The sequence below is a fragment of the Ornithinimicrobium avium genome, assembly GCF_003351765.1.
In the GTDB taxonomy this organism is placed as follows: domain Bacteria; phylum Actinomycetota; class Actinomycetes; order Actinomycetales; family Dermatophilaceae; genus Ornithinicoccus; species Ornithinicoccus avius.
On record NZ_CP031229.1, the window covers coordinates 2331432 to 2352486 of the forward strand.

The following is a 21055-nucleotide window of genomic DNA, read 5'->3' on the forward strand; positions in this document are numbered from 1 at the left end:
GGGGCCTAGTAGGACGGGAGCGAGGGGTCGACGCGGTCGATCCAGGCGAGGATGCCGCCGGTCATCACGCGCACGCCGGGATGGCCGATCCGCACCAGGTGGGCGGCGGCGCGCCGGGCGCGCGGGCCCGTCTTGCAGTAGACGACGACGGGCCCCTCCGGCAGCTGGCCGACCAGCTCCTCCCAGGTCAGCACCTCGCCGACCGGCACGGTGAGCGCGCCCGGCACCGTCCCCAGCGCGTGCTCGGCGGGCTCGCGCACGTCGAGGAGCACCGGCGCGTCCCCACCGCCACCACCGGCGGCGCCCCGGGCGGCCAGCAGCGCCGAGACCTCCTCGGCGGAGACCTCCTCCAGCGGCACCAGGTCGCGGGTCGGCTCGTGCGGGGGCCGGGGCAGGACCACCCCGGCCGGGCGCAGCGGGACCTCGCGGGTGCGCTGCGCGAGCGCGTCGACCAGCAGCAGCCGGCCGACGAGCGGCTCGCCGAATCCGCAGATGAGCTTGACCGCCTCGCCGGCCATGATCGAGCCGACCTGCCCCACCAGAGCACCGAGCACCCCGGCCTCGGAGCAGGAGGGCACGTCCTCGGGGCGCGGCGGCAGCGGGAAGAGGTCCCGCAGGCTCACCGAGCCGCGCCGGCCGGGCACGAAGGAGGAGATCTGCGCGTCGAAGCGCAACACGGCTGCCCAGACCACGGGGATGCCGAGCGCGGTGGCCGCGTCGGAGACGGCATACCTCGTGGGGAAGTTGTCCGCGCCGTCGAGCACGAGGTCGTGGCCGACGAGGAGCTGCTCGGCGTTCTCGGGCGTGATCCGGGTGTGCCGCACCTCGACGCCGACGTCGGGGTTGAGCCCGTGGACGTGGTCCGCCGCGGAGTCGACCTTGCGGCGCCCGACGCCCTCGCTGCGATGGATCACCTGGCGCTGCAGGTTGGTCGTGTCGATGACGTCGTCGTCGACGATCGTCAGGTGCCCCACGCCGGCCGCGGCGAGGTAGGACAGGATCGGGCTGCCCAGCCCGCCGGCCCCGATGACCACGACCCGCGCGTTGAGCAGCCGCCGCTGCGCCTCGATGCCCATCCCGGGCACCAGCAGGTGGCGCGAGTAGCGCGAGACCTGCTCGCGCGTCAGCGGCGGTCCCGGCTCGACGAGCGGGGCCAGCCCCTCGTCGGTCCGGACGTCGGTGCCCAGCGTCATCGCGCCACGTCCTCGACGGGCAGCGAGACGGTCAGCACGCACACGCTGTCGACGTCGGCGCGCACGTCGTGCGTCTGCTGGGGTATGGCGTGCGCCGTCCCGGCGGGCAGCGTCCACGACGCACCGGCCGTGCGCAGCACCACCTCGCCGGACAGGCACAGCAGCGAGGCCGGCCCGGGGGCGTCGTGGTCCGGGAGCCCGCCGCCGGCGGGCAGCCCCAGGACGATGAGGTTCTGCCCGGGCTGGCGCACGAGGGCGCGCACGGCGCGGCCCAGACCGCTGGCCCGCGCCTTGGCCAGCAGGCGCTCGCCCTCGGCCAGGACGTCGACGACGCGCGAGGGGTCCTCCTTCGCCGGGGAGAGGCCGAGGTCGCCGAAGACCGCGTGCGGCTGGGTCACTCGACCCGCTCCCAGCCGCGCTTCTGGGCGCGGGTGCCGGTGGCCACACCGGCGCGCCGGTCGCGGCTGCGGTAGACGATGTAGGGGCGGGTGAAGTAGCCGACCGGCGCCGAGAAGACGTGCACCAGACGGGTGAACGGCCACATCGCGAAGAGCAGGAAGGCGAGGACCGCGTGCAGCTGGAAGCCCAGCGGCGCGTTCTCCATCAGCGAGGCGTCGGGCTGGAACCAGAAGATCTGCCGGAACCACGGGGAGACGCCGTCGCGGTAGTTGTACTCCCCGCCGATGGTGAGCAGGCCGCCGGCGATCGTGTTCCACATGCCGAGCAGGATGACGACGGCCAGGACGAGATACATCGCCTTGTCGTTGACCGTCGTCGCGGAGAAGACCGGACCGACGGTGCGCCGCCGGTAGACCAGGATCCCCAGCCCGACGAGCGCGGCCAGGCCCGCCGGGATGCCACCGGCCAGCGCGATGACGTGGTAGGCCTCGTGGCTCAGGCCCAGCCAGTCGGTGAAGCTCTGCGGGATCACCAGGCCCATGAAGTGCCCGGCGGCCACGCCGAGGATGCCGAAGTGGAACAGCGGGCTGCCGATGCGCAGCAGCTTGGTCTCGTAGAGCTGGGAGCTGCGGGTGGTCCAGCCGAACTTGTCGTAGCGGTAGCGCCAGACGTGCCCGACGACGAAGATCGCCAGGCAGATGTACGGGAAGATCACCCAGAGGAAGGTGCTCATCGGGGGGCTCCTACGGGGATGGTGGGGCCGAGCGAGGTATGCCGTTCCGCCTGGGGCGGGGGCTGGGAGGACCCGTCCAGGGCCGGGTCGATCGAGTAGGGCGCGTTGAGGGCGTCGTCCAGGCCCACGGTCTCCAGCGGCGGACCGTCGGCGATGAGCTTGGCCAGCGCCTGCTGGTCGTCGCCGTCGAGGCCGGGCAGGGTGGCCCGCAGCACCTGCACCACGTCGAGCCAGGGCGAGCCGCGGTGGTCCAGCGCCCGGCGCAGCAGCTCGATCCCGACGCGATGGTCGTTGAGCAGCTTCCAGGCCGCCTCCGGCGCCACGGTGGCGCCGAACTCGAGCACCACGCACAGGTGGTCGGGCAGCTCGGCGTCACCGCCCTCGGGGCGGTCGGGCAGCTCGACGCCGTGCTGACGGTAGAGCTGCTTGAACCGCACCAGGGCCGCGCCCCGGTTCCTGGTGTCTCCGTGCAGGAAGTACGTCAGGTGCAGCGCGCACCTGCGGGTCACGTCGAAGGTCTCGACGTAGTCCCGCTGCAGCTCCTGCAGCGGGGTCGAGGCCGCGTGCTCCAGGAACCGCCGCAGCGGCTGCGCCACCGGGGCGGGCAGACCGTTCGCGACCTCGCCCAGCAGCGGCAGCCGCTGGACCAGCGTCTCGTCGGGATAGTCCAGCAGCAGCGAGACCGCCTGCCACGCGTCCGCCTGCTGCCCGGGGGCGAGCGTGGAGCGGGTGCGCCGGTGGCGGCGCCACGGCATCATCGGGAGCCATCTCCCCTCGTGGAGTCCTCCAGGCTGGACCCGTCCATGTGCACCTCGCGGTCGGGGAACATCCCGTCGGGCACGCCCTTGCCGTCCCAGTTGAGCAGGTTGACGCGGCCCCGCTTGGTGCCGCCGGAGAGCAGCTCGTCGGAGGTCTGGCGGCGCTGGAGCATCTTGAAGTTCTCCACCGCCACCGGGGTCGAGCTGCCGCGGCCCGAGCCCTCGCCGAAGGGGCCGGAGATGTCCAGGAGCTCGTCGTCGTAGCCGCTCACCGGGCAGTCGGTGGCGGTCTCCTCCAGGGCGTGCGCCTCCTCGCCGTGGGCGGTGGGGATGACGTAGCGCTCGTCGTACTTGGCGATCGCCAGGAGGCGGTACATCTCATACATCTCCTCCTCGCTCATCCCGACGGCCGCCGGGATCGACTCCTGCGGGTCCCGGCCCAGGTTGATGTCGCGCATGTAGGAGCGCATGGCCGCCAGCCGGCGCAGCACGAAGTCCACCGGCTGGGTGTCGCCGGCGGTGAACAGGTTGGCCAGGTACTCCACCGGGATGCGCAGCGCGTCGATCGCGGCGAACAGGTTGGACTGGTCCTCCGCGTCCGAGCCGGTCTCCTTGATGACGTCGACGACCGGCGACAGCGGCGGGATGTACCAGACCATCGGCATCGTGCGGTACTCCGGGTGCAGGGGCAGCGCGACCTTGTAGTCGCTGATCAGCCGCCAGACCGGCGAGCGCTGGGCCGCCTCGACCCAGTCGCCGGGGATGCCGGCCCGTTCCGCCGCGCGCTGCACCTCGGGGTCGTGCGGGTCCAGGAAGACCGAGCGCTGCGCCTCGTAGAGGTCGTGGTCGTCCTCCACCGAGGCCGCCTCGAGCACCTTGTCGGCGTCGTAGAGCATGAGGCCGATGTAGCGCAGCCGGCCCACGCAGGTCTCCGCGCACACGGTCGGGATGCCGACCTCGATGCGCGGGTAGCAGAAGGTGCACTTCTCGGCCTTGCCGGTCTTGTGGTTGAAGTAGACCTTCTTGTAGGGACAGCCGGTGACGCACATCCGCCAGCCGCGGCACTTGTCCTGGTCGACCAGGACGATGCCGTCCTCCTCGCGCTTGTAGATCGCGCCGGAGGGGCAGGCGGCCGCGCAGCTGGGGTTGAGGCAGTGCTCGCAGATCCTCGGCAGGTAGAACATGAAGGTCTCGTCGAACTCCATCTTCACCTTGTCCTCGATGCCCTTGAGCATCGGGTCCTGCGCCGCGTGCTCCCGGCTGCCGCCGAGGTCGTCGTCCCAGTTGGCCGACCACTCGATGTTGATCTGCTTGCCGGAGATCAGCGAGCGCGGGCGGGCCACCGGGAAGTGCTCCTGCGCCGGGGCGTTGAGCAGCGTCTCGTAGTCGTAGGTCCAGGGCTCGTAGTAGTCCTGGATCGAGGGCAGCTTGGGGTTGGAGAAGATGCTGAGCAGCCTGTTGAGCCGCCCGCCCGAGCGCAGCTTGAGCCGGCCGTTGTCCTGCCGGATCCAGCCGCCCTTCCACTCCTCCTGGTCCTCGTAGGTGCGGGGGTAGCCCAGCCCGGGCCGCGTCTCCACGTTGTTGAACCAGACGTACTCCATGCCGGAGCGGTTCGTCCACGCCTGCTTGCAGGTCACCGAGCAGGTGTGGCACCCGATGCACTTGTCCAGGTTCATCACCATGGCCATCTGTGCCATGACACGCATTCTCTTCTCCTCTGGTATGCGGTGCGTCGGGTGGGTTTCAGTAGGTGACCGGCACGGTGCGCCGGCGGATCGAGGTGACCTCGTCCCGGTTGTTGCCGGTCGGGCCGATGTAGTTGAAGAAGTAGGCCAGCTGGGCGTAGCCGCCGATCAGGTGGCTGGGCTTCATCAGGATCCGGGTGAGGCTGTTGTGGATGCCGCCCCGCTTGTTGTCGGTCTCGGTCAGCGGGACGTCGATGAGCCGGTCCTGGGCGTGGTGCATGTAGACCGTGCCCTCGGGCATCCGGTGGCTGACGATCGCCCGCGCGGCGACGACACCGTTGCGGTTGACCGCCTCGATCCAGTCGTTGTCCCGCACCCCGATCTTCTCCGCGTCCACGTCGGACATCCAGATCGTCTGCCCGCCCCGGGAGAGCGAGAGCATGAACAGGTTGTCCTGGTACTCGCTGTGGATCGACCACTTGTTGTGCGGGGTCAGGTAGCGGACCGAGACGCCCAGCTCGCCCTGGCTGCCGATCGCCGGCTCGTCGAAGAGCTGGGTCATGTCCAGCGGCGGCCGGTAGGTCGGCAGCGACTCGCCCATCCGCTGCATCCAGTCGTGGTCGAGGTAGAAGTGCTGGCGACCGGTCAGGGTGTGGAAGGGCTTGAGCCGCTCGATGTTCTGGGTGAACGGGCTGTAGCGCCGGCCGCCGGACTCGCTGCCGGACCACTCCGGGGAGGTGATGACCGGGACCGGGGCCTGCTGGGTGTCGGCGAAGGTGATGATCTGACCCTCGTGCTCGGCGGCCAGGTCGTGCATCGTGGTGCCGGTGCGCTTCTCGAGGTTCTTGAAGCCCTGGGTCGCCAGCGAGCCGTTGGTGGTGCCGGACAGGTGCAGGATCGCCTCGCAGCAGTGCACGTCGGTGTCGAGCCGCGGCTGCCCGTCGGCGACGCCGCCGTGGACGGTGCCGTTGAGCGCGCGGAGCTTGGCCATCGCCTCCTTGGGGTCGTAGGGGACGCCCTTGGTGACCATCCCGACCTTCTCCAGCAGCGGGCCGATCGAGGTCATCTTCTCGTAGACCTGGGTGTAGTCCCGCTCCACCGCCACCAGCACCGGCATCGTCTTGCCCGGGACCGGCTCGACCTCGCCGGTCTTCCAGTCCTGCACGACGCCGTGCACGCTGGCCATCGCCTCCGGCGTGTCGTGCCACAGCGGCTTGGCGACCACGTCGGTGCGGGTGCCCAGGTGGTCCACGGCCAGCTCGGAGAAGCGCTTGGCGATCGCCTTCCACGCGTCCCAGTCCGTCTTGGTCTGCCACGGCGGGGCGATGGCCGGGTTGAAGGAGTTGACGTAGGGATGCATGTCGGTGGTGTTGAGGTCGTGCTTCTCGTACCACGTCGCGGCCGGCAGCACGATGTCCGAGAGCAGCGTGGAGCTGGTCATCCGGAAGTCGATCGTCATCAGCAGGTCCAGCTTGCCCTCCGGCGCCCGCTCGGCCCAGACCACCTCGCGGGGGCGCTGGTCCTCGCCGGCCTCCTGGGCCCGGACCGCGTTGGTGGTGCCGAGCAGGTGCTTGAGGAAGTACTCGTTGCCCTTGGCCGAGGAGCCGAAGAGGTTGGAGCGCCACAGGGTGAGCACCCGCGGCCAGTTCTCCTCGTGCTCGGGGTCCTCGACCGCGAACCGCAGCGACCCCTCCTTGAGCTGGTTGACCACATACTCCTTGACGTCCACGCCGGCCTCGGCGGCCTGGTCGGCGAGCACGAGGGAGGAGCGGTCGAACTGCGGGTAGCTCGGCGTCCAGCCGAGCCGGACCGACTGCGCCAGCACGTCCATCATCGTGCGGCCCTCGAAGGCACCGGTGCCGGCGCCGACGTCGTCGGTGCTGAACGTGTCGTAGCGGTACTGGCTGGTGTGGACGTACCAGTAGGCGGTCTGGTTCATGTGCCGCGGCGGGCGGACCCAGTCCAGCGCGAAGGCCATCTGCTGGAAGCCCATGAGCGGGCGGACCTTCTCCTGCCCGACGTAGTGCGCCCAGCCGCCGCCGTTGCGGCCCTGGCAGCCGGTGATGGTGGTGAGCATGCACATCGCGCGGTAGATCTGGTCGGAGTGGTACCAGTGGTTGGTGCCGGCGCCCATGAGGATCATGCCGCGGCCCTGGCTGTCGATCGCGCTCTGCGCGAACTCCCGGGCCAGCCGGGCGATCTGGTGGGCCGGCACCGAGGTGAGCTCCGCGGCCCACGCGGGCGTCGCGGGGACCGCAGGGTCCTCGTAGCCGGCGGGCCAGACCCCCGGAAGCCCGTCGCGGGCCACGCCGTAGTGGGCCAGCATGAGGTCGAGCACGGTGGTGACGAGCCGGCCGCCGACCCGACGGACCGGCACGCCGCGGCGCTCGTAGGCCACCTTCGTGCCGAGGTCGAAGCGCGGCAGCTCCAGCTCGACGGACTCGCCGGTGTCGCCGTAGAGCGAGAGGACCGGGTCGATGTCACCCAGGTCCAGGTTCCACCTGCCCTCGCCCTCGGGCCCGTAGCGGTGGCCGATCGAGCCCTGCGGGATCGCGACCTCCTCGGTCGCGGCGTCCAGGACGGCCGGCTTCCACATGGCGTTCTCGGAGGTCGACTCGGGATGGCCCTCGAGGTCGCCGGCGACGAGGAACTTGCCCGGCCGGAACACGCCCTCCGCGCCGTCGACCTCGTCCAGCGTCACCAGGTAGGGCAGGTCGGTGAAGCGCTTGGTGTAGCCCGCGAAGAAGTCGGTCTCGCGGTCGACGAAGAACTCCTTGAGGATGACGTGGCCCATGCCCATCGCGAGAGCGGCGTCGGTGCCGGGCGCCGGGGCGACCCACTCGTCGGCGAACTTGACGTTCTCGGCGTAGTCCGGGGCGATCGCGATGACCTTCTGGCCGCGGTAGCGGGCCTCGATCATCCAGTGCGCGTCGGGGGTGCGGGTCAGCGGGACGTTGGAGCCCCACATGATCAGGTAGGCCGCGTCCCACCAGTCCCCGGACTCGGGCACGTCGGTCTGGTCGCCCCAGATCTGCGGGGAGGCGTTGGGCAGGTCGGCGTACCAGTCGTAGAAGGAGAGCATCGGCGCGCCGATGAGCTCGTTGAACCGCGCGCCGGAGGCGTAGCTCACCTGGGACATCGCCGGGATCGGGGAGAAGGCGCCGATCCGGTCGGGCCCGTAGCGCTTGATCGTGTAGACGTGGGCGGCGGCGATCATCTCGACCGTCTCCTCCCAGGTGGAGCGGACCAGGCCGCCCTTGCCGCGGGCCGCCTTGTAGGTGCGGGACTTCTCCTCGTCCTGCACGATGCTGGCCCAGGCCACGACCGGGTCCTTGAACTGCTGCTTGGCCTCGCGGTACATCTGCAGCAGGGTGCCGCGCACGTAGGGGTAGCGCACCCTGGTCGGGCTGTAGGTGTACCAGGAGAAGGCGGCACCGCGGGGGCAGCCGCGGGGCTCGTACTCGGGCCGGTCGGCGCCGGTGGTCGGGTAGTCGGTCTGCTGGGCCTCCCAGGTGATGATCCCGTCCTTGACGTAGACCTTCCAGGAGCAGGAGCCGGTGCAGTTCACCCCGTGCGTGGAGCGGACCACCTTGTCGTGGCTCCACCGGTCGCGGTAGAAGGAGTCGCCGCTGCGGCCGCCCTTGAGGGTGAGGTCGCGGTGGTCCTGCGAGACGGTGCCGCGGGTGAAGAATCGCCGGGTGCCGACGAGGGCCGAGCTCAGGGGGCCGTCAAAGCCTGCCGGACGCTCCTGGATGTCGGTCATGGGCGTGCACTCCTCTGGTCGTCTTCGGTCAGGTACAGGCGGGCCCGGCAGGTGTCCGGGCCGACGAAGGGTTCGAGGCTGACGCGGGCGTCCGGCTCGCCGACGGCGGTCAGCGCGCCGCGCAGCAGTCCGCGGTGCACGCCGCACACCACGTCCGGGTGCGATCGTGCCAGGTCGATGAAGGGGCACCGGCGCAGCGTGACGTCGACCCCGGTGCCGTCCTCCAGCTCGTGCGTCTGCGGCGTGTAGCCCCAGTCGCCGAGCAGGGCGATGACCTCGGCGACCTTGGCGTCGCGGCCGGTGCCGGGCGCGGCGTCCTCGGCGCCGGTGGCGCCGGTGGCGCTCGTTCCGGTGACGCGGGCCCCCTGGACCGCTGCGCGGACCTGGGCGACCTCCTCGGCGCGTCGCTGCGCCCACAGGGCGCCGGCCTGCTCGGGCGTGAGCCGCTCGGTCTGCTCCGTGGAGAGCGTGGCGGTGAGCAGCCCGGCCAGCACCTCGAACGGGCGGCTGTCCCGGGCCTGCTGGGCGGTCGCGCCCAGCGGGTCCTCGCGCAGCACGTACTTCTTGCTGGGCCGCCCGACGCCGCCGCTGCGCACGAAGTGGGAGTCCAGCACGCCCGCGGCCACCAGCTGGTCGACGTGGAAGCGGATGGTCGTGGTGTGCAGGGCGAGGCGCTCACCGAGCTCGGCGGCGGTCAGCCCCTGGCTGCGCATCTCCTCGCCGAGGGCGGCCAGCACCTCGACCACGCCGCGGCGCACCGGCGAGCCGAGCAGCGTGACGCCCACCGAGGGAACCCGGGGGTCGGTGCTGACGTCCGGCATGTGCGCCTCCTCCTCCTTGCAATCCTCCTATCGTGCCAGAAAACTACCCCTCGCGGGCGAGTTCCCGGCGGAATCCCACGAGGGTGAACAGGCCGCCGGCGATGGCCACCGCCGCCAGCAGCAGCAGCCCGATCGTGTAGCTGCCGTAGGCGCCGTAGATCGCTCCCATGAGCAGCGGCGGGACGAACCCGCCCAGACCGCCGGCCGCTCCGACGACGCCGGTGACGGCGCCGACGCGGGCCGGCTCCACGAGCGCGGCGACGAGGGCGAAGACGGCACCGGCACCGGCACCCAGGCCGGCGGCCATGCCGAGGAAGGCGACCGTGCCGACCGGCTCCAGGGCCACCGGGTAGTGGTTGTCGCCGACGATGACCGTCGTGCCCGCCCCGACGAGGGCGGCGAGAAGGGCGAACAGACCGGTCATCACGAGCAGGCCCGCCAGGACGCGCGTCCTGGAGAAGCGGTCGCACAGCCAGCCGCCGAGCGGCCGGGCGATGACGGAGACCACGACGAAGCCCGCCATCCGCAGGGCGCCGTCACCCTTGGCCATCCCGAAGTTGTTGACCAGGTAGGTGGGCAGGTAGACGCTGAAGGCGACGAAGCCGCCGAAGGCGATCGCGTAGAGGATGGCCAGCTTCAGGGCCACCGGCTGGGCCAGCGTCCGCAGCGCGTTGAGGAGCCAGTTGCCGGTGGCAGCACCGGCGCGACCGGGCGCGGTGCGCAGCAGGAACCAGGCGGCCACGGCATACGCGGCGAGCAGGACGGCCACGACGACGAAGGGGGCCGGCCGACCGAAGGCGTTGGACAGCTGCAGCGTGGTGAAGGCGGCCACCGCGGTGCCACCGGTGCCCATGCCGAAGATGCCGAGGGCCGCGCCGCGCTTCGCCGGCGGGTGCCAGGCGTTGACGAACGGCACGCCGACCGCGAAGGAGGTACCGCCGATCCCCAGGAAGAAGCCGCCGACCAGCAGGGCGGGCAGGTTGTTGCCGAAGAAGCCGAGGAAGAGCACCGGCAGGATGGTCAGCACCGCCACCGCCGGGAACATCACCTTGGCACCCAGCCGGTCGGTGAGGGCGCCTGCCGGGATGCGACCCAGGGAGCCCACGATGACGGGGGTGGCCACGACGAGGGACTGCTGCAGCGAGGTGAGGCCGAGCTCGTCGCGCAGCGTCACCGCCAGCGGGGAGAGCAGCGCCCACGCCCAGAAGCAGATGGCGAACCCGAGGGTCGCCAGGATCAGCATCGTGCGGGCGGTCGCTGCGTCGGGCCCGGCGTCCGCCTGGGCGTTGACGTCGTGGGCGAGCGGTTCGCTCATGGCGTTCTTCTCCGGAAAGGGTGGTGACCGCGGGGCGCGGATGGGACGATGACGGTAAGAGCCTAGTGTACGACGACGTGTAGTGTTGGCCTTTCGAGCACTCCGTTGTTTCGTTTATATTGGGGTGGTCCACCCACCCACGCACCGCCTGCGAAAAGGAACGCCATGACCGACGCCACCACCGGGCACACCTCGCTGCCCATCACCGAGAAGAGCAGCTGTGGCTGCGGCGAGCACGACGCCGACATCCCCTCGCTGGACGCCCGCCAGATCCCGCACGCCATCCGGCACGCGACGATCTTCGGGGCGCTGAACGGCCTGCGGCACGGCCAGCAGATGGACCTCGTGGCCCCGCACGACCCGCTGCCGCTGCTCGGTCAGATCCAGCAGCTGCACGGCGAGGCCGTGACCTGGGACTACGTCGAGCGCGGCCCCGAGGCCTGGACCCTGCGCTTCACGCGCCACGCCTGAGTCGTGTGCACCTACTGCGGCTGCGAGTCGATCGAGGTCATCGGCCGCTTCATGGCCGAGCACACCGACATCATCAACGCCGCAGGAGTGCTGCGCCGCGCCTGCCGGGAGGGTGACCCCGCGCAGGTCGCGGCGGCGGTGCAGGAGGTCGAGACGCTGCTGCACCCGCACACCAGGAACGAGGAGGACGGACTCTTCACGGTGATGCGCCGGCAGGAGGAGTTCGTCGACCACATCGACAGCCTCTGCGGCGAGCACATCACGCTCGACGAGCAGCTCGAGGCGATCAAGCAGGGCGACCACGCGCTGGTGGACACCTTCATCCACGACCTGCGCCACCACGTCGAGCGCGAGGACAACGGGCTCTTCCCCGCCTCGGCCATCGCCCTGGAGGGCCCGGACTGGGCCGAGGTCGAGTCGCTCACCGCGCCCCCGCCGTCATGACCGCGGAGGTCCGGGCCGCCGGGGCGGGCCGGCTCCCCGGGGCGGGCCGTCCGCCGGGGGCCGGCCGCCTCCTGCTGCTGCCCGGCGGGCTCGCCCTGCTCGCCGGCCTGGACGCCGCGCTGACCCTGGCCGGCGTGCCCGCCCCGGCCGGCAGCCCGCGGCTGGCCGTCCTGCACGGACCGCTCATGGTCCTGGGCTTCCTCGGCACCGTCATCGCCCTGGAGCGGGCGGTCGCGCTGCGCCAGGGCTGGGCGCTGCTGTCCCCCGGCGTGCTCGGCGCCGGCGCGCTCGCGCTCGTCGTGCTGCCCGACCCGCTGCTCGGCCGCCTCCTGCTCACCCAGGGGATGCTGCTGCTCGTCGTCGTCTACGCCGCCCTGTGGCGCCGCAACGGCGACCCGCTCATCGGGGTCCAGGCGCTCGGTGCCGTCCTCGCCGCGGCCGCCGCCCTGCTGCTCACCCGGCTCGACGTGGCCTCCGTGGTGCCCCTGCTCGTCGGCTTCATCGTGCTGACCATCGGGGCCGAGCGCGTCGAGCTGGCCCGGCTGGCGATGCCGGCCGACGCGCAGCTGCGCCTCACCGCCTTCGCCGTCGCCCTCACCGCCGCCGCGCTCGCCGCGGTGCTCTGGCCGGTGACCGGCGGGCGGGCCCTGGGCCTGGCGGTCGTCGCGCTCACCCTCTGGCTGGTCCGGCACGACGTGGCCCGCCGGCTGGTCCGCGCCAGCGGCCTGCCCCGGTTCTCCGCCGCCGCCCTGCTCGCCGGCTACGTCTGGCTGGTCGTGGCCGGCGTCGGCCTGGTCGTGCTCGGCTCCCCCGCGACCTCCGCCGCCGGCTACGACGTCGTCGTGCACGCCACCTTCCTCGGCTTCGCGATGTCGATGATCGTGGCGCACGCGCCGGTCATCCTCCCGGCCGTGCTGCGGGTCAGGCTGCCCTACCACCGCTGGATGTGGGTGCCGCTCGTGCTGCTGCACGTGACCCTGCTGGGCCGCGTCCTCACCGTGCTCGCCGAGCAGACCACCGCGTGGCAGGCCGCGCTGGTCGGCAACGTCGTCGCCGTGCTGCTCTTCGCGCTCGTCTCCGTGGTCACCGCGGTCGTCGCCACCCGGCGGAGACCCCGCCGCGCAGGTGCCGCCATCCCGCACCGTTCCCGGGCCGGCGTGCCGGCCATCCCCTCACCCGCGCCCGCCGCGCCCTCACCCACCCCGTCGGAGGACCGTGCCTGACATGCTCGACCGCCCCGCCGCCCGCCCCGCCGAGGGCGGCCGCTCGGCCCGGGGCCGCTGGCCCCTGCGCGACTACCCGTCCCTGGTGTGGATGGCGCTGGCCGTCGTCATGACCCTCGTCCACCCGTTCGTGCCCGGCTCCCGCTGGCTCATGGTCCACGTGGTGCTCCTCGGGGCTCTGACCCACGCGATCATGGTGTGGAGCACGCACTTCACCCAGGCCCTGCTCAAGACCCGGCCGGGGCTGGACGACCGCAGGATCCAGAGCCGGCGCCTCGTCCTCCTCCTCGCCGGGACCGTGCTGACCCTCGTCGGCGTCCCCACCACGCAGTGGTGGCTCACCGTCGTCGGCGCGACCCTGGTCGCCGCCGCCGTCGTCTGGCACGGCGTCCAGCTCGGCCGCCGGCTGCGCGCCGCGCTGCCGGGACGCTTCCGGGTCACCGTGCGCTACTACCTCGCCGCCGTGGTCTGCCTGCCCGTCGGCGTCGCGCTCGGCGCCACCCTCGCGCTGGGCCTGGACGACGCCGCTCAGGGACGCATCCTGCTCGCCCACATCACGGTCAACGTCCTGGGCTGGGTGGGCCTGACGGTCACCGGCACGCTGCTCACCCTGTGGCCCACCATGCTGCGCACCGCGATCGGGCCGCGCGCCGAGAAGCGCGCCGAGCAGGCGCTCCCCGGCCTGGCCGGCGCGATCGGCCTGCTCGTCGTCGGCGCCCTCGCCGACCTGCGGTGGGTCACCGTCGCCGCCCTCGTGCTGTATGCCGTCTCGCTGCTGTGGTGGGCCTCCGCCGTCCTGGCGCCCGTGCGCACCAAGCTCCCCCGCGAGTTCGCGCCCGCCTCGGTCGGGCTCGCCCTGGTGTGGTGGCTCGTCGCCATCTTCGTGGTGCTCGCCCGGCTGCTCACCACGGCGACGTGGGCGGAGTTCGCCGACGGGTTCAGCACCACGAGCGCCGTCCTGGTCGTCGGCTTCGCCGCCCAGCTGCTCTCCGGCGCGCTGTCCTACCTGATGCCGTCGGTGCTCGGCGGGGGCAAGACCGTGGTGCGGGCCGGGGCGCGCTGGTTCGACCGGTGGGCCACCACCCGGCTGGTGACGATCAACCTCGGCCTGCTGCTGGCCCTGCTCCCCGTCCCGAGCATCGTGCGGGTCGTCGTCTCCGTGCTCGTGCTCGCCGCGCTGGCGGCCTTCGTCCCGATCATGCTCGGCGGCATCCTCGCCGCCACCCGCGCCAAGCGCGAGGTCGAGCAGGCCCGCGCCCGCGGGGAGCGGCCCTCCGGCGCCACGCCCACCCCCGGCCTCGCCCACGGCGAGCCGGACCGGCTGCCCTCCATCTGGTCGGTCGGCCAGCTCGTGGCCGCCGTCTCGGCGCTCGTCCTGGCCGTCTCGGTCGGGGTCGCCCTGGACCCGGCGGCCGCGGGCCTGTACGGGACCGGCGGGATCACCGGCCCCTCCACGACCGCAGCGGCCGGTGTCGAGCCCACCGGGCGCACCACGACCGTCAAGGTCGAGGCCGTCGACATGGCCTTCGAGCCCTCGAGCATCGAGGTCCCCGCCGGCGACCGGCTCGTCATCGAGCTGACCAACACCGACGAGACCAACCTGCACGACCTCCAGCTCCTCGGGCAGCGCACCCCGCGGCTGTCCGCCGGGGAGACCGCGACCCTGGACGTCGGCGTGGTCACCGGGTCCGTCCAGGGCTGGTGCACCATCGTGGGGCACCGCCAGATGGGCATGGTCCTGGACGTCGTCGTCACCGGCGGGGGCACCGACGCCGCCGCCGCGACCACCCACCCCGACCACGGGGGTGCCGGCACGGCGGGGACCGCGGGAGGCACGGCATACCCGGCCCCCGTCCGCATCGACCCCGACGCCACCGTGGGGCACCCGGTCGACCCGGTGCTGCCCCCGCTGACCACGAAGAGCGGCACGGTGCACCGGCTGACGATGACCGCGACCGAGGAGGAGCTCGAGGTCGCCCCGGGCATCACCCAGGTGCGGTGGACCTTCAACGGCGAGGTGCCCGGCCCGACCCTGCGCGGCCGGGTGGGCGACGTCTTCGAGATCACGCTCGTCAACGACGGCACGATGGGGCACTCGATCGACTTCCACGCCGGCGCGCTCGCGCCGGACCGGCCGATGCGCACGATCCCGCCCGGCGAGTCGCTCGTCTACCGCTTCACCGCCGAGCGGGCAGGCATCTGGATGTACCACTGCGCCACGATGCCGATGAGCTCCCACATCGCCGCGGGCATGCACGGCGCCGTCATCATCGAGCCGGAGCAGGGGCTGCCCGAGGTCGACCGCGAGTACCTCGTCGTCCAGTCCGAGACCTACCTGCAGCCCGGGACGGGCCAGGACGGGACTCCGGCGGCCGCGGTGGACGTGGACGCGATCCTCGCCGAGCGACCCTCCCTCGTCAGCTTCAACGGCATCGCCAACCAGTACGACGACCCGGACCGGATGTTCGAGGCGAAGGTCGGCGAGCGGGTGCGCTTCTGGGTGCTCGACAACGGGCCCAACCGCGCGACCAGCTTCCACATCGTCGGCGGCCAGTTCGACACCGTGTACGCAGAGGGTGCCTACACCCTCGGCGGGCCCGACGGGCCCGCGCAGGGTGCGGGCGCCCAGGCCCTCGGGCTGCAGCCCGCGCAGGGCGGCTTCGTCGAGCTGACCTTCCCGGAGGCTGGTCACTACCCGGTCGTGTCCCACATCATGGTGGACGCCGAGCGGGGCGCGCACGGGTTCGTGCACGTGACCGACTGAGGCAGGGGCCGGTCAGCCCGCGACGAAGCCCCCGCTCTCGGTGCGGCGCAGCACGCCGGAGCCGAGCAGCCGCTCGTAGAGCGGGTGCTCCACGGGGTCCCCGCCCCAGCGGGAGCGCCAGGTGCCCGCGTGGCGCAGCGCGACGCGCAGCTCGGTCTGCAGGTCCGGGGGCTCGACCGGTTGCACGTAGGCCGTGGCGCCGCCCACGTGGACGAACGCGCCACCGGCACGGGTCACCTTCTCGGCGAAGTCGGCGTCCTCGAGGCCGTGACCGGTGTAGTCGGCGCAGAAACCGCCGGCCGCCCGGAAGTCGCGGGCGCTCATCGCGAACGCCCGGCCGTCGAACCGCTCCGGGGACGGCTCGCCCAGGTGCCTGCCCGGCTCGGGGGGGTCGATGCCCGGAGCGGGCAGCGCGACCTCGTCCAGCCTGCCGAAGGGGTAGCCCACCGCCTCCTCCGGCTCCGGCAGGTGCAGCAGCGGACCCACGTAGACCACCGGTCCGTCCGGCAGCCCCGCCGGTCGCTCGGAGACGGCCTCGGCGAAACGCTCCAGGGTCCGGCTGCCGGGAATGACGTGCCCGCCGAGGAAGACCAGGACCTCCGCACCCGCCTCGACCGCCATCTCCGCGGCGAGGTTGCGCGCGCCGGCCAGCGGCAGCGCGCGGCGGTCGCTGGGGATCGGGCGCACCAGCGTCGTCCACCGGTCGGTGCCGAGCGGGAGGCGCCCGCGGGTCAGGTCCCGGTCCCCCATCGAGATCACGCAGTGCACGAGCGGCGGCACCGAGCCCACGGACAGCCCGTCCACCTGGTGGAGCAGCTGCTGGTGGCCTCCCTTGGCCATCGTGAGGACGGCTGGTTGCAGGGGCATGACCTCACGGTAGGCAGCACGCAACGTTCCCGCCACACCCTGCCGGGTGATCATTCCTGGTCAGACGGGGGCGGACTATCCTGCAGCGGTGACCCCTCTCCCGGTGCGTGTGGCCATCCTCAACGACTACGAGGTCGTCGTGCGCGGTGTGCACGCCATGCTCTCGCCCTTCGAGGACCGGGTCGAGGTCGTCGAGCTGGACCTCGGGGCCCCGGTCCGCACCGCGGTGGACGTCACGCTCTTCGACACCTTCGCGCGGGGCCAGGTCGAGCACGCGGTCGACGACGTCGTCGGCAATCCCCGCGCGGGTCGGGTGACGGTCTACAGCTGGGACCTGCGCGCCAGCCTGGTCGAGCAGGCCATCTCCCGGGGCTGCTGCGGCTACCTCGACAAGACCCTCCCGGGCGAGGAGCTCGCCGCCGCGATCCAGCGGATCGCCGACGGGGAGGTGGTGATCTCCCCGACGCACACGGCGCAGGACGGCGACCTGCCCGCCGGGGCCGACTGGCCCGGCCGCGCCGAGGGCCTGTCCGCCCGGGAGGCCGAGGTGGTGGCGCTCATCACCCAGGGCCTGTCCAACGAGGAGATCGCCCGCGGGGCCTACCTGTCGATCAACACGGTCAAGACCTACATCCGCAACGCCTACCGCAAGATGGGCGTGACACGGCGCTCCCAGGCGGTGCGCTGGGGCGTCCAGCACGGCATGGTCCCCGACGTCCGCCGCGAGACCTACCCCGCCCCGGAGACGCCGCGCGCGGACCCTGCGGGCTGACGAGCGGCCGCCGACCCGCCGCCGCAGCCCGCGGCCGTCCCTGCTCAGGCCGGGACGTAGACCACGGCCGAGTAGGGACCCAGGTCGAGGACCGAGCGGCCGTCCCGCACCTCCAGGTCGGCGGTCGGGTGGTCTCCGAAGAGCTGGCTGTAGCGGCGGGCGTCGCTGTTGAAGATCAGCGTCCAGGAGCCACCGGGCAGCTCCACCTCGCGCTGCACCGGCTCGCCGGTGAGGTTGAGCGCGACGAGCACGTGGCGGCCGTCGTCGGTGGAGCGCACGAAGGCGATGACGTTGGCGTCGTCGTCGAGGGTGACGAGGGTGGTGTTCGGCCCGGAGAGGCCCGGGGTCCGGCCGGCCAGGTTGCGCCGCATACGGATCAGGTCGCGGAACATCTGGGTGATGTCGCGGAAGGCCCAGGCCCGCTCCCAGTCCAGCGGCACCGTGTCCCGGAACCACTCGTCCTCGAGGAACTCCTGGCCCTGGAAGAGCATCGGTATGCCCGGTGCGGTGAGCACGAGCGCGGCGCCGAGCGTCGCGCGCTTCTGGGCGTGCCAGCCGCTGGGGTTGTCGCCCTGGACCTCGGAGGTGATGCGGGCCTTGCCGTTGGAGACCTCGTCGTGGGACTCGGTGTAGATGACGCGGTCGAAGGCGTGGTTGTACTGGTGCACGACCGCCCGGGCCACGGCCGGGATGGAGCGCTGCTCGTCGGCGGGGGTGATGAGGGCCTGGCGGACCGGGTGGACGAACTCGCTGTCCCACTGGGCGTGCATGCCCGCCCCGCCCTGCCGGGTCGCGGTCACGGCGGCGTCGTTGTGCAGGTCCTCGGCGATCGTGATCCGGCCCGGGAACTCGGTGCGGACGACCTCGCCGACCTCGCGCATGAGGGACCAGCCCTGGGGGATGGCGCCGGAGAAGCCGTCGACGTAGCGCATGTAGGGCGTCATGTCGAGGCGCAGGCCGTCGGCGTGGTAGTCCCGCAGCCACATCCGGGCGTTGTCGAGGACGAAGTCGCGGACCTCCTGCCGGCCGTAGTCGGGGCGGGTGTCGCCCCACGGGGTCGAGGAACGGTGGTCGTTGTAGAAGTAGATCCCGCCCTTGCCGTTCTCGCTCCACCCGTCGAACTGCCACAGCGACAGGTCGCTGGGACCGAAGTGGTTGTAGACGACGTCGACGATGACCGCGATCCCGTGCCGGTGCGCCTCGCGGATGAACGTCTTCAGCGCGTCCGGGCCGCCGTAGGTGTGCTCGACCGCGAAGATGTGCGCCGGGTTGTAGCCCCAGGAGTAGTCGCCGGCGAACTCCATCAGCGGCATCAGCTCGACCGCGTTGACGCCCAGGCCCACCAGGTAGTCCAGCCGCCCGGTGAGGTTGTTCAGGTCGCTGGGTCCGCCGTTGTCCCCGCGCATGAAGGAGCCGATGTGGGTCTCGTAGACGACCAGCTGGTGCTGACCCGGGGTGTCGAAGCGCTCGTCGCCGTCCCAGTCGAAGCGGCCATGGTCGTAGAGGATCCCGTTGCCGACCGAGTTGGTGACCGCCTGCGCGCGGGGGTCGATGCGGAAGAAGGTGCTCTCGCCGGCGGTGAGCAGGAGCTTGTACTCGTGACCGTGCTCGGCGCCCGGCACCTCGGCATACCAGTGCCCGTTGCCCTCGTGCTCGAGCGGGTGGGCCTGGGCGTCCCAGCCGTTGAAGTCACCCACCACCGCCACGGCGTCGGCGTTGGGTGCCCACACGCGGAAGGCGAAACCGCGATCGATCGGGAACGCGCCCATCCCAGGATGCGCCACGGTGATACCTCCACTGTTCGGGTCACGAGAAGACAGGGGCGGGTATGGCGTGCCGCTCCCTGCGGAGGTCATCGTACGGGGCCGCGGGGTCGGGGGCCGTCATCGGCGTGAGGCACAATCGGTCCTCGTGACCACTCCCCGTGCGCGCCGGCGCGAGCTGGCCGACGTCGGGCCGCTGGAGCAGCTGCGGGCGGGACGGCTCGCGCCGCGCCTGGCCCTGCTGCTCGTGGGGCTCTTCCTCTACGGGGCCTCGATGGCGCTGGTCGTGCGCAGCGTCCTGGGCCTGATCCCGTGGGACGTGCTCCACGTGGGCCTGCAGACGCGCGTCCCGGTCAGCTTCGGCACCGTGGTGGTCGGCGTCTCGGTCCTGGTGCTGCTGCTGTGGATCCCGCTGCGACAGAAGCCGGGGCTGGGCACCCTGTGCAACGCCGTGCTCATCGGCCCCGCGGCCGACCTCGTGCTCTCGCTCGTCCCGGAGCCCGGCGCCCTGCGCTGGCGGGTCGTGCTCCTGCTCAGCGGCGTGATCCTCAACGGCGTGGCCACCGGGATGTACATCGGCTCCCAGTTCGGCCCCGGCCCCCGGGACGGACTGATGACCGGCCTCGCGCGCGTCACCGGTCGCTCGATCCGGTTGGTGCGCACCGGCATCGAGGTCTCGGTCGTGGCCGTCGGCTGGCTGCTGGGGGGCGTCGTCGGGCTCGGCACCCTCCTCTACGCCGTCGCGATCGGCCCGCTCACCCAGCTCTTCCTGCCGCTCTTCACCGTCGAGCTCACCCCCCGCCCGGCACGGCACCGGCCGTGAGCGTGCCGGCGGGGGCCGGCGCGGACAGGGTGCCGCCGGGCTGGGCCGTGACGACGGTGCTGGCCTCGCTGGCGATGATCGGCCCGTTCACGATCGACACCGTCTTTCCCGGCTTCCAGGCGATCGGCGAGGATCTCGGCGGAGACACGGCGGCGCTGCAGCAGGTGACCAGCGTCTACCTGCTCACCTTCGCGGTGATGAGCGTGCTGCACGGGCCGCTCTCCGACGCGCTCGGCCGCAAGCCGGTCATGCTCGGCGGGATCGCGGGGTATGTCGTGGCCTCCGTGGCCTGCGCGCTCGCCCCCACCCTGGGCTGGCTGCTCGTGGGCCGGGCGGTGCAGGGCCTGTTCGCCGGGGCCGCCACGATCGTCAGCCGCGCGGTCATCCGCGACCTGTACGCCGGGGCGGCGGCGCAGCGGCTGATGAGCCAGGTGATGATGATCTTCGCCATCGCGCCGGCCATCGCGCCGGTCATCGGTGGCTGGCTGCTGCTGGCCGGTCCGTGGCGCGGCATCTTCTGGTTCGTCGGCCTCTACGGGGTGGTGGTCGCGGTGGTCACCGCACGGGCGCTGCCCGAGACGCTGCCGCCGGCACAGCGCCAGCCGCTGCGGGTCGGGGCGCTGCTCTCAGGGCTGTGGGTGGTGGCACGGTCCTGGAGCTTCGAGCGGCTGGCGCTGGCCACGGCGTTCATCTTCAGCGCCTACATCTTCTACGTCCTGGCCGCGCCGATCGTCGTCGTCGAGCTGCTCGGCCTGGGCGAGCAGGACTTCTGGATCCTCTTCGTGCCGATGATCGGCGGGATGGTCCTGGGCTCCTGGGTCAGCGGCCGCGCGGCCGGCCGGGTCGACGCCGAGGTGCTCGTCGACCGCGCCGTCCTGCTGGTCCTCCTGGCGACGGCGGTCAACGTGGCGCTCGTCCTCGTGGCGCCCCGCCCGCCCTGGGTGGTGGTCGGGCCGGCCCTCATCGGCGTGGGGATCGGCGTGGTCTTCCCGGTGCTGCAGCTCGCCCTGCTCGACCTCTTCCCGCACCACCGCGGCGCCGCCGCCTCGATGTCTGCCTTCTCGGTGCTGATCTGCAACGCGCTGGTCGCCGGCGTGGTCGCCCCGCTGGTCACCACCTCGCTGCTCAGCGCCGCGCTGACCAGCACCGGCTTCGCCGCGGCCGGGGCGCTCCTGTGGGGCTGGCACCGGGGCGCCACCCGCCCCGCGGCCCCGGCCTGAGGGCAGCGCGGCGACCCCGCCGGGTCCTGGCGCAGACGTGG

At 72.4% G+C, this 21055-nt stretch carries 17 protein-coding genes; 7 read left to right on the top strand and 10 right to left on the bottom strand.

Going from position 1 to position 21055, the window contains the following annotated elements; translation table 11 throughout:
• Positions 1-5: 5 nt before the first annotated feature.
• From DV701_RS10650 to DV701_RS10685, 8 genes are read right to left on the bottom strand one after another with little or no spacing between them, the layout of a single operon-like run.
• Positions 6-1193 (bottom strand): ThiF family adenylyltransferase, encoded by a 1188-nt coding sequence (locus tag DV701_RS10650; RefSeq protein ID WP_114928288.1) that lies wholly within the window; start codon positions 1191-1193, stop codon positions 6-8.
• A complete protein-coding gene (locus DV701_RS10655; protein WP_114928289.1) occupies positions 1190-1591 on the bottom strand; it encodes a cupin domain-containing protein in 402 nt (133 codons plus the stop codon). Before DV701_RS10655 ends, DV701_RS10650 begins: the two co-directional genes overlap by 4 nt.
• Complete coding sequence (gene narI, locus DV701_RS10660) at positions 1588-2325, bottom strand: respiratory nitrate reductase subunit gamma (protein ID WP_114928290.1); 738 nt, start codon at positions 2323-2325, stop codon at positions 1588-1590. Before narI ends, DV701_RS10655 begins: the two co-directional genes overlap by 4 nt.
• On the bottom strand, positions 2322-3083 hold the full coding sequence (gene narJ / locus DV701_RS10665) for a nitrate reductase molybdenum cofactor assembly chaperone (RefSeq protein WP_228254977.1): 762 nt from the start codon (positions 3081-3083) through the stop codon (positions 2322-2324). The genes narI and narJ overlap by 4 nt, the downstream gene beginning before the upstream one ends.
• Entirely contained in the window at positions 3080-4789 is a 1710-nt protein-coding gene (narH, locus tag DV701_RS10670; protein ID WP_114928291.1) for a nitrate reductase subunit beta, read from the bottom strand. The genes narJ and narH overlap by 4 nt, the downstream gene beginning before the upstream one ends.
• A gap of 37 nt (positions 4790-4826) precedes the next feature.
• On the bottom strand, positions 4827-8531 hold the full coding sequence (locus DV701_RS10675; RefSeq protein ID WP_114928292.1) for a nitrate reductase subunit alpha: 3705 nt from the start codon (positions 8529-8531) through the stop codon (positions 4827-4829).
• Entirely contained in the window at positions 8528-9352 is an 825-nt protein-coding gene (locus tag DV701_RS10680) for a helix-turn-helix transcriptional regulator (RefSeq protein ID WP_114928293.1), read from the bottom strand. The genes DV701_RS10675 and DV701_RS10680 overlap by 4 nt, the downstream gene beginning before the upstream one ends.
• A 43-nt stretch (positions 9353-9395) precedes the next feature.
• Complete coding sequence (locus DV701_RS10685; protein ID WP_162802968.1) at positions 9396-10667, bottom strand: MFS transporter; 1272 nt, start codon at positions 10665-10667, stop codon at positions 9396-9398.
• Positions 10668-10832: 165 nt separating this feature from the next.
• On the opposite strand from DV701_RS10685, the gene DV701_RS10690 reads away from it, so the two are divergent.
• Genes DV701_RS10690 through DV701_RS10705 form a run of 4 tightly spaced genes read left to right on the top strand, consistent with a single transcriptional unit; the run spans position 10833 to position 15569 of the window.
• Entirely contained in the window at positions 10833-11138 is a 306-nt protein-coding gene (locus DV701_RS10690) for a DUF2249 domain-containing protein (protein ID WP_114928294.1), read from the top strand.
• 3 nt (positions 11139-11141) lie between these two features.
• Positions 11142-11582 carry a hemerythrin domain-containing protein gene (locus tag DV701_RS10695; protein WP_114928295.1) on the top strand — a complete coding sequence of 147 codons (441 nt, stop codon included), beginning with the start codon at positions 11142-11144 and terminating at the stop codon, positions 11580-11582.
• A complete protein-coding gene (locus tag DV701_RS10700) occupies positions 11579-12805 on the top strand; it encodes a hypothetical protein (protein WP_202863501.1) in 1227 nt (408 codons plus the stop codon). Before DV701_RS10695 ends, DV701_RS10700 begins: the two co-directional genes overlap by 4 nt.
• 1 nt (position 12806) lies before the next feature.
• Complete coding sequence (locus DV701_RS10705; RefSeq protein WP_114928296.1) at positions 12807-15569, top strand: multicopper oxidase domain-containing protein; 2763 nt, start codon at positions 12807-12809, stop codon at positions 15567-15569.
• Between the two features lie 12 nt (positions 15570-15581).
• On the opposite strand, the gene DV701_RS10710 is transcribed toward DV701_RS10705, so the two are convergent.
• Positions 15582-16436 (bottom strand): glycosyltransferase family 2 protein, encoded by an 855-nt coding sequence (locus DV701_RS10710; protein WP_162802969.1) that lies wholly within the window; start codon positions 16434-16436, stop codon positions 15582-15584.
• An 88-nt stretch (positions 16437-16524) separates the two neighbouring features.
• Between DV701_RS10710 and DV701_RS10715 the strand changes: the two genes are divergently transcribed.
• Positions 16525-17208 carry a response regulator transcription factor gene (locus DV701_RS10715; RefSeq protein WP_228254978.1) on the top strand — a complete coding sequence of 228 codons (684 nt, stop codon included), beginning with the start codon at positions 16525-16527 and terminating at the stop codon, positions 17206-17208.
• A gap of 44 nt (positions 17209-17252) precedes the next feature.
• Here DV701_RS10715 and DV701_RS10720 read toward each other — a convergent pair whose 3' ends face one another.
• A complete protein-coding gene (locus DV701_RS10720; protein ID WP_228254979.1) occupies positions 17253-18992 on the bottom strand; it encodes an alpha-amylase family glycosyl hydrolase in 1740 nt (579 codons plus the stop codon).
• 127 nt (positions 18993-19119) lie between these two features.
• Here DV701_RS10720 and yczE point away from each other — a divergent pair, with 127 nt between their 5' ends.
• Together yczE and DV701_RS10730 are read left to right on the top strand one after the other, a co-directional pair.
• Positions 19120-19794, top strand: a complete 675-nt coding sequence (gene yczE / locus DV701_RS10725; protein ID WP_114928299.1) for a membrane protein YczE — start codon at positions 19120-19122, stop codon at positions 19792-19794.
• On the top strand, positions 19791-21014 hold the full coding sequence (locus DV701_RS10730; protein ID WP_114928300.1) for a multidrug effflux MFS transporter: 1224 nt from the start codon (positions 19791-19793) through the stop codon (positions 21012-21014). The genes yczE and DV701_RS10730 overlap by 4 nt, the downstream gene beginning before the upstream one ends.
• The last annotated feature ends 41 nt before the right edge of the window (positions 21015-21055 follow it).

Coding starts and splice junctions, on each gene's coding strand:
- DV701_RS10675 (WP_114928292.1), bottom strand. CDS start 8,531: ATGACCGACATCCAGGAGCGTCCGGCAGGCTTTGACGGCCCCCTGAGC.
- narH (WP_114928291.1), bottom strand. CDS start 4,789: ATGCGTGTCATGGCACAGATGGCCATGGTGATGAACCTGGACAAGTGC.
- narJ (WP_228254977.1), bottom strand. CDS start 3,083: ATGATGCCGTGGCGCCGCCACCGGCGCACCCGCTCCACGCTCGCCCCC.
- DV701_RS10690 (WP_114928294.1), top strand. CDS start 10,833: ATGACCGACGCCACCACCGGGCACACCTCGCTGCCCATCACCGAGAAG.
- DV701_RS10710 (WP_162802969.1), bottom strand. CDS start 16,436: ATGCCCCTGCAACCAGCCGTCCTCACGATGGCCAAGGGAGGCCACCAG.
- DV701_RS10705 (WP_114928296.1), top strand. CDS start 12,807: ATGCTCGACCGCCCCGCCGCCCGCCCCGCCGAGGGCGGCCGCTCGGCC.
- DV701_RS10685 (WP_162802968.1), bottom strand. CDS start 10,667: ATGAGCGAACCGCTCGCCCACGACGTCAACGCCCAGGCGGACGCCGGG.
- DV701_RS10650 (WP_114928288.1), bottom strand. CDS start 1,193: ATGACGCTGGGCACCGACGTCCGGACCGACGAGGGGCTGGCCCCGCTC.
- DV701_RS10700 (WP_202863501.1), top strand. CDS start 11,579: ATGACCGCGGAGGTCCGGGCCGCCGGGGCGGGCCGGCTCCCCGGGGCG.
- DV701_RS10680 (WP_114928293.1), bottom strand. CDS start 9,352: ATGCCGGACGTCAGCACCGACCCCCGGGTTCCCTCGGTGGGCGTCACG.
- narI (WP_114928290.1), bottom strand. CDS start 2,325: ATGAGCACCTTCCTCTGGGTGATCTTCCCGTACATCTGCCTGGCGATC.